Consider the following 8,264-nt stretch of genomic DNA (forward strand, 5'->3'; position numbering starts at 1 on the left):
GGCGAATGGATCTGATGCATCCCGAAATCGCTGCATCAGGACGGATGGCAGCTATGCCGTGACTCGCTGCCATCCGTCACGATCAGGTGGCAGGAACCTCCTCGGCCAGCGCCGCTTGTGCGATCTCCACCAACTCGCGCGGAATCTCAATCTCGAACCGGGTTTCGTCGTGGCGATAACTGGTCTCGCGCCGCGCGGCCGAAGCCCGTGCCACCGCATTCATCACCGGCATCAGATGCTCGTAGAGTTCGATCTCGGCGACATCGGCTCGGCAGTGAATGAAGGTGCGTTCAGCATCGCGAATGGCCGCCGGCAAGTCGCCCAACTTCGCGCTGGCCATGTCACGCTTGCTTTGCAGATCGGCCAGGGAAGAGCGGGCAATCCGCAGTTCCACTTCGAGTTTGGTCAGGGACTCGGGGACAACGAATTCGCCCTCGCCCTCCAGCAGCGTCTGGGATGCCGACTTCGTTTCTGCGGTGATCCGGGCTTCGAGATCGGCGGTCCGCTTGTTGAGCTTGGCGATCTGGGCATCGGTCGTCTCGACATTGGCGGTGTGCGCCTTGCTCTGTGCGATCAACTCGGCCAAGCGCTTCTGGGCATTGGCGAACGCCTCCGGGGCATTGAGCACGCGCTGGAGGGGATGCATCTGACCTTCGAGGTTGGATACCTGCGACTTGAGTTGATCTACTCGCTGGTGTGCCGCAGTGAACACTGGCCAGTGCGCGCTGGCCGCCGGGGGCACGTTCATGGACATCGAACCGCCGGCATCACGCAGCCGCGTCTGCTTCTTGCGTTCCCGGGCGTGCTGCGCCTCGGCCTCGATCAGTTCCTTCTTGACAGCAGCCAGTTGCCGGCTCAGCTGCTCGTGTTCGGCCTTGACCTTGTCGTAGTAGCCGGCGGACTTCTTGTTGAACGGGTTCAGTTTCATCGAGTGTTCTCCTATTGGGTTTTGTGGTGGGCGGCGGCCAGTTTCTGCACCGCATGGATCAGGGCTTCGCCGGCATTGAGTGGCTTGGCCACAGGCTTCGCGGGCTCGATGGCCTGAATGCCGAAATGGCGCTGCCAAACCGGGTGCAGGTTTCTGGAAATGGAAGGGGGTTTATTCACGGTGTGCTCCATAACGAATGCCACCCTCGACGCCGGGCGGCGTGGCGGTTGAATAGGGACGGATCGGTGCGATGCGCCACAGGGCACCTTCCCGGCTGTGGCCGAGATGGCTGATCTCAATGCCCTTGGCGCGATAGGCTGGGGCGATGCGGCGCAGCTGGTCGGCCAGTCCCTTCGGCGACTTCGGTCAGGTGCTGCGATCCGGGATAATCTGGTTGTTAAGCAGGTCGTAGAGCTGGCCGGCGGTGCCCTGCCAGTTCCACGGCGAAATGCGCTCCTCGAAATACTTGTCGAGCACCTGCGCGACGGCATTGCTCTCCAGCGCGCGGTCGATGCCGGCGCGCACCAGTTCGGCGTACTGGCGCTGGAATTCGCCCGGTTCGAAACCGAGGGCGCGAGCGACGGCCTCGCCGAAGCGCTCGAAATCGGCCATGCGTTGCTTGTGGGCCAGTTTCACCGACGGCAGGAGGCGCAGGGCATTGGCAAAGAGATCAAGCAGCGCGCCGAATACCATCGGTCGGTCACGCTCCCAAGCCGCCGACGTGTCGGCATCGTCCTTCCTGGACTCAGGCGGGATCGTCGGCATATCGACGTGGATCACCCGGTCGATCAGGTCGGGACGTGTGGCGACCACGGAGATGCCGTTCAGCACCACGGGCCGCTTGGTTTCCATGATGTGCTCTTCACCATTGGTGTAGAGCTGACGCGAAGCGAAACCGCCGCCTGTACTCAAGGTGCAGAAGGCGTCCTGCTGTTCGGCGGTGAGGCCGGAAAGGTTCTCGTAGCTGACCAACCAGTTGTTGGCGGCGGCCACAAAGATGTCTTCGACGGTCTTGGGCCGACCACGCAACATCACCTTGTTCGGATCGACCAGACTGCGCAGCACAGCTTGCGTGGTGGACTTGGCCGAACCCTGTTCGCCGACCAGTTCGAGTACCGGGAAAGGGGTGTCAGGACGGAAGCTGTCGAGCAACCAGGTAAGTACCATCACGCGGCGGTTGGCCGGGATATTGGTGTGCTGCCAGAGCAGACCGATGTCGCCGCCGCGCTGCGGTTCCGGCAACGGCCGCATCGACTGGGTGCGGGTGAAATACGCCGGCGAGTGGTCAAGCACCTGCCAGCCGGTGGGCGTGACCAGTACTGCACGCCATTGCTCGGCGCACAGATCGATCAGATAGCCCGCGTCGTCCTTGGCAGCGCGGACGTGAATGTCGATCTGCTCGCCATCATTGATACCAGCGGCGGCAATCGTCGCCAAGGCCGACTTCATCGTGGTTTCGGGAACGCCGGCTTCTTTGGCACGCCAGTAGGTGGTGCGCAGCCATTCCTCGTAGCCGGTGGAATAGACGCGCCACACTTCCTGTCGGCCCGGCATCGGGATGACGGCGACGGCATTGCGGTCGGCGTCGTGCTTGAGTTGGCATTGGGCGCGGGCCAGCGCTACCAGTTCGTCGATGGTCGAGGGTTCGTCGCCGCCACTCGGTAGCGATTGCTGTACGGCTTTGTCCAGTTCGGTGACGAGACAGCCCTTGTTGGCCTCCTTGGCCTTGTGTCGCAGGCGCAGGTAGTTGGGCAGGTCAGTGGCGCGCAGGATGGAGAAAGCAGCGACCACGGCAGGTTCGACGATGGCACCGACGTCATCGCGCAGACGCTCGATGGCGGCTTCGATGATGGTGATGGGATCGCCAGGCATCCCCTCTCCTGGCGACATTAACAATAGAGCGCCATCGTCACCACCATCACGATCATCACCGATGTGACGGTGGTGATGATCGTGATGGTCGCTGTCTACTGACCGGGCCGGAGAAAGGGTGGTGTCGGCCATCACGACATCACCGTCCTGGATGCCTTGGTGCGCTCGGCGATCCAACCGTCGATTTCGTGTTCCAGCCAGCCGACCGTGTTGGCGGACAGGCGGATCGGTGCCGGAAACTGCCCGTCGGCGATCAGTGCGTAGATCGAGCTGCGGCCAAGCCCGGTGCGTGCCTCGACCTGGCGGCGGCGTAGCACTATCAGCCTGGGCTGGATCGTTTTGGACATCGGATGAACCTCCTGTTTCGCGTTGGAATGCGATGGAGGTTGGCAGGCGGTGTCCCGCCGTAGGAAGGCCCTACGGTGGGCGATCCCGTAACGGCGCGGGTTTCAGGCGAGTTTTACGGTGGGGAAATCGGAATATGCCCCTACCGGAAATACGGTGGGGCTACGGCGGGGACTACTGTTCGTCGAACAGTTTGGCCCACTTCGGGAATTCTTTGCGCAGGACTGGGGCGACTTTGTAGCTCCCCAAATGACCTGCATCGATTAGCCAGCGGGCAACCAGATCAGGCCGCCACCACGAGGGGTAGCACTTGGCCCCGCGATTTTTCAGACCCTTCTGGACAAGCGCTTCGCCGAGGGCTTTGTTGGCGCGCGAGACATTGCCCATGCGCTCTTTCCACCACTTCTCGTTCTGGTGACGAGTATCTTCAACTTGGAAGGCACTGATAATTTCGTCGGTCGGCACGCCGAGCTTGCGCAATTCGTCTTCGGACGGATAGGTATCGTAATCCGGCCTGGCGTCGGCTGGTGATACAAGTTCCTCGTCCCAATCGTCATCCTCATTCTCTTCATCTGCGGACTCGGCGGACAAAGCAGATGCGGCGGCGGCTTTCGCCTCGGTGGCGCGCATTTCCATTTCCTTTACCCATTCTGGTGGGTCAAAGGGAAGCGGCGGTGTATTGGTGGGCTGGGCCGGTGGGGTTGCCCTGATGGGTAGTGTGACCGGCACCCAGTCCCACTGTTCTTCATCAAACAGGCAGTCGCCCGGCGAGGCCCATCCCGGGTAGGGTGGCTGCTTGCGCGGACGCGCTGGCAGCGGGCTTTGGCCATCCACCGCAGTAGCCCAGGCAACGAAGCTGTCACGGTCTATCAGCAGGATGCCGCGCGCAGACAATTCGTGGATCGGATCGTCGAAGGTCTTGCCGTCGCTGCGCCGGTAGTAAACCTCGCCCCGCTCGCAGGCCGAGAGCAGGGCCTGTTGCTTGGCGTAACGACACCGGGCATCTTGCTGGCACCAGCGGTCGAGAATGTACTCTGGCGGCAGCCAGTCGGCATGTTCCCAGATCGGATCGCAGGTGTTGTTCGGCCAGTTCATCGGTGGTGAGTTCCAGTACAGAAATCTTACCGGAGATGGGGCATCCCTTCCATGCCGATGTAAACAAGTAGAGAGCATCATCACGACTGTCACGACCATCACGCCGGTGACGATTGTGATGATGGTGACAGTCGATCCCTATTGTTATGGTCGACGGGAGGAAGTATGGATGCTCGGCGTGATGATCACGGTAGCGGACATATCCCCGTTTTTGGCAGCGTAAACAATAGGTGGTCATCGTCACAACCATCACCACTGTCACGCCGGGCCGTTGCCTGTGATGGTTGTGATGATGGTGACGATCACTCGTATTGTTATGGTCGCAGGGATGGATATATGCACAGGCAAAAGGGGTCCTTCCTTCCCAAAATCCGATACGGGGGGCGCGAGCGCGGCGCTTCGGTAGCGTCAGGGTGCAAACCAAGGTTTGCAGGGTTTGCGGTTTGCACCCCGGCCAAGGGTGGGCGTTGAATTCACCCCCCTTGAAACCGAAAAACGGACACCCCTATTCCAGCCAGCACTGGCGCGGGTTTTCGACGATTTCAGGGTCGAAAAATGGCAAAACGGCCACCCTGGAGTTTGGCCGAAGAAAAGGGCCTGCGGTGCGCGCAGACCCTTGGGCGGTTTGCAGTCAGGCGATACGATAAGCCCTCTGCCCGTCCTTCCCCTTCTCGGTCGCGACTTCGTAGCCAAGGCGCTTTCTGACCATGCCGGAGATCGCGCCGCGAACGGTGTGGGCCTGCCATCCGGTGCCAGCCATCATCTGGGCGACGGTTGCACCGTCGGGGTTACGCATCGCGTCGATAATCGCGGCCAGCTTGGTGCCGGGGCGGATGGTGGGTGCGGTGACCTCCAATTTCTGGAGAGCGTGGGTGGCCTCGCGTTTCGTGAGGGCATCGGGGGCATCCATTTTCTGGACACCCTTGGGGACTGGGCGCTGTTTTCCGACGGCGGCGTAGCCGGCATCGGTGAGCAGGTGGCGTCCGTCAGCATCAATGACGAGGCATCGGGTGAGCAGGCCCTCGATGACCTTGGCGCGGGCGCCGCCACGCACGTTGGGCGGCAGAGGTTCGATGTTGCCGTCGGGGCGGCCAGCGGCGGCCCTGAGAATGGTGGTTTGGGTTTCGGTCAGTTTGGCTTGAGTGGTCATGTTGATCTCCGGTGGTTGATGGGCGTCGTCACTCAGCATCGCCGCCGAAGATTGCCAGCAACTCGTCCAGCCCGGCCTCCACCCGCCCGAGGGGTCGCCGACATGGCCCCAATGGATGGCATCGGGGTCGTGACCGAAGTGGTCGTCGGCGAGTTGCTGCAGCCGCTCCAACTTGGCGTGGATGGCGGCGGTGCGAGCGAGGTAGGCGTCGAGGGCGGTTGGCTTGGCGTTCATCGTGGGCTCCAGGTGGTGATTGACGACGCCACCATGAACGCGCTGTTCGATCAGGAAGCCAAGCGGAATCTGATCGTGATGTCATTGAAAAATTGTTGGCGCCATTTTGGCGACAGTGATACACTGGGCAATCAGATCAACGTAGGAGGTGATGATGGGAACCGCCATTGCCAAACAGGATCGCATCGGCGCTCGAGTGCCTCACGAGGTTTATGAAACTCTCTGCCGTGCCGCCGAATTGACGGGTGCTACGGTCAATCAGTTTCTGGTGCAGGCTGCGCTGAAAGAGGCCCAGGAAGTGATCGAGCGTGAAGAGGTTATTCGCTTAAGTCCGCGCGACTGGAATTGGTTGCTCGACTTGATGGAGAACCCGCCCAAGCCGAACGCCAAGTTGAAGGCCGCCATGAAGCGTTATCAGAAAGCCAAGCGAGACGATGCAGGTACTACCTTTAGCTGGGAGCCATGACCGGCAGGGGTTCGACTGTGGCCGCCGGGAACTGAACGACTGGCTGCGGCAGGTCGCGCGCCAGCATCAGGACAAGGGCTTGTCGAAAACCTTCGTCGCCGTCCGTGAGGACGAACCGACCCGCATTTGCGCCTACTACGCGCTGACCCTGGCCGAACTGGAAAACCGCCATCTGCCGGATGCCTGGCGGAAGAAACTGCCGCGCCGCATTCCCGGCGTGCGACTTGGCCGGCTGGCGGTCGACCGGCAATTCCAGGGCAAGGGGCTGGGGGAACTCTTGCTGGTCGATGCCCTGACGCGGGCGCGGCGCATCCATGCCGAGGCGGGAGGGATTGGCCTATTCGTGGATGCGCTCGATGAGCAGGCAGCCGGCTACTATCGCCGTTTCGGTTTCGCGGTCGCGCCGGATAATCCGCTGCTGCTGTTCCTGTCGGCAAGGGTCACAGAACAAGAATGATCGAAGGGTGAGATGGCCAACAACAACAAAGAAGCTGAACGGGCGGAACTGCACAAGACCATCTGGCGCATCGCCAACGACCTGCGCGGCAGCGTGGACGGTTGGGACTTCAAGACCTACGTGCTCGGCATGCTGTTCTACCGCTTCATCTCGGAAAACCTGGCCAGCTATCTCAACGAGCAGGAGCGCAAGGCCGGTACGCCTGATTTCGACTACGCCCGCTTGAGCGATGCCGATGCCGAATTCGGCCGCGTCGAGACGGTGAAGGAAAAAGGCTTCTACATCCTGCCTTCCGAGCTGTTCGCCAATGTGCGCGCCCGCGCCCGGCATGACGCCAACCTCAACGAAACCCTATCCCGCATCTTTGCCGACATCGAAGGCTCGGCCACCGGCAGCGACTCGGAGAACGACATCAAGGGACTGTTCGACGACCTCGACGTGAACAGTTCGAAATTGGGCCCCACCGTGGCCAAGCGGAACGAAAAACTGGTCAAGCTGCTCGACGCCATCGGCGACCTGCCACTGGCCAGCACCGAAGGCGGGTTTACGGAAAACACCATCGACCTGTTCGGCGACGCCTACGAATATCTGATGACGATGTACGCATCCACCGCCGGTAAATCCGGCGGTGAGTTTTTCACCCCGCAAGAAGTCTCCGAACTGCTCGCCCGTATCACCGTGGTCGGCAAGAGCGAAGTCAACAAAGTGTATGACCCCGCCTGCGGCTCGGGCTCGCTGCTGCTCAAGTTCGTCAAGGTGCTGGGCCACGACAAGGTGCGCCAAGGGTTCTTCGGTCAAGAAATCAACCTGACCACTTACAACCTGTGCCGGATCAACATGTTCCTGCACGACGTCAATTTCGAGAAGTTCGACATCGCTCACGGCGACACCCTCACCGACCCGGCTCACTGGGATGACGAGCCCTTCGAAGCCATCGTCTCCAATCCGCCTTACTCGATCAAATGGGATGGCGACGCCAATCCGCTGCTCATCAACGATCCGCGCTTCGCCCCGGCCGGCGTGCTCGCCCCCAAGAGCAAGGCCGATCTGGCCTTCACGATGCACATCCTGAGCTGGCTGGCGGTCAACGGCACGGCGGCCATCGTCGAATTCCCCGGCGTGCTCTATCGCGGCGGCGCCGAACAGAAGATCCGCCAGTACCTGATCGACAACAACTACGTCGATGCCGTGATCCAGCTGCCGCCCGACCTGTTCTTCGGCACCACCATCGCCACCTGCATCATCGTGCTGAAGAAATCCAAGCACGACAACGCCACCCTGTTCATCGATGCCTCGGCCGAGTTCGTGCGCAGCGGCAACAAGAACAAGCTGCTGCCCGAGCACCATCAAAAGATCCTCGATGCCTACACCGGGCGCAAGAACATCGCCCACTTCGCCCGGCTGGTGGACAACGGCGATATTGCCGCCAACGGTTACAACATCGCCGTGTCCAGCTACGTCGAACAGGCCGACACCAGCGAAGCCGTCGACATCGCCGCGCTCAATGCCGAGATCGCCCGCATCGTGGCGCGGCAGGCGGAATTGCGGACGCAGATCGATGCCATTGTGGCCGATCTGGAGGGCGAAAGCGAATGAGCCAGCTTGACGAGCTCATCACGCGATTATGTCCTGATGGCGTAGAGTTCCGCGAGATCGGTCGCGTCATCAAACTGAATTTCGGAACACGAATTACAAAAACTGAAGTTTAGACACACGC

At 61.2% G+C, this 8,264-nt stretch carries 9 protein-coding genes; 3 read left to right on the plus strand and 6 right to left on the minus strand.

The annotated features are described in order from the left end of the window. Positions 1-82: 82 nt before the first annotated feature. The 6 genes from AW06_RS09645 to AW06_RS09665 all read right to left on the minus strand — a co-directional run bounded on the left by AW06_RS09645 (position 83) and on the right by AW06_RS09665 (position 5,624). On the minus strand, positions 83-928 hold the full coding sequence (locus tag AW06_RS09645; protein ID WP_034949177.1) for a hypothetical protein: 846 nt from the start codon (positions 926-928) through the stop codon (positions 83-85). Positions 929-939: 11 nt separating this feature from the next. Next, a complete protein-coding gene (locus tag AW06_RS20325; RefSeq protein WP_273704569.1) occupies positions 940-1,107 on the minus strand; it encodes a hypothetical protein in 168 nt (55 codons plus the stop codon). 187 nt (positions 1,108-1,294) lie between these two features. After that, the gene (locus AW06_RS09650; RefSeq protein WP_273704570.1) at positions 1,295-2,800 is read right to left on the minus strand and encodes a hypothetical protein; all 1,506 of its coding nucleotides are present in this window, start codon (positions 2,798-2,800) and stop codon (positions 1,295-1,297) included. Positions 2,801-2,931: 131 nt separating this feature from the next. Continuing rightward, on the minus strand, positions 2,932-3,147 hold the full coding sequence (locus tag AW06_RS09655) for an AlpA family transcriptional regulator (RefSeq protein ID WP_034949179.1): 216 nt from the start codon (positions 3,145-3,147) through the stop codon (positions 2,932-2,934). A gap of 172 nt (positions 3,148-3,319) precedes the next feature. Next, positions 3,320-4,240 (minus strand): hypothetical protein, encoded by a 921-nt coding sequence (locus AW06_RS20330; RefSeq protein ID WP_273704571.1) that lies wholly within the window; start codon positions 4,238-4,240, stop codon positions 3,320-3,322. 631 nt (positions 4,241-4,871) lie between these two features. Next, entirely contained in the window at positions 4,872-5,624 is a 753-nt protein-coding gene (locus AW06_RS09665) for a DUF3489 domain-containing protein (protein ID WP_273704572.1), read from the minus strand. Between the two features lie 154 nt (positions 5,625-5,778). Between AW06_RS09665 and AW06_RS09670 the strand changes: the two genes are divergently transcribed. From AW06_RS09670 to AW06_RS09680, 3 genes are read left to right on the plus strand one after another with little or no spacing between them, the layout of a single operon-like run. Beyond that, positions 5,779-6,090, plus strand: coding sequence for a DUF1778 domain-containing protein (locus AW06_RS09670; RefSeq protein WP_034949198.1), 312 nt, complete (start codon positions 5,779-5,781; stop codon positions 6,088-6,090). Then, on the plus strand, positions 6,059-6,547 hold the full coding sequence (locus AW06_RS09675) for a GNAT family N-acetyltransferase (RefSeq protein ID WP_034949181.1): 489 nt from the start codon (positions 6,059-6,061) through the stop codon (positions 6,545-6,547). The genes AW06_RS09670 and AW06_RS09675 overlap by 32 nt, the downstream gene beginning before the upstream one ends. Positions 6,548-6,559: 12 nt before the next feature. Further along, positions 6,560-8,143: a type I restriction-modification system subunit M gene (locus tag AW06_RS09680; RefSeq protein ID WP_034949183.1), complete on the plus strand. Its 1,584-nt coding sequence runs from the start codon at positions 6,560-6,562 to the stop codon at positions 8,141-8,143. Positions 8,144-8,264: the final 121 nt, after the last annotated feature.

Origin of the sequence: Candidatus Accumulibacter cognatus (assembly GCF_000584975.1) — a bacterium.
GTDB classification, from domain to species: Bacteria; Pseudomonadota; Gammaproteobacteria; order Burkholderiales; family Rhodocyclaceae; genus Accumulibacter; species Accumulibacter cognatus.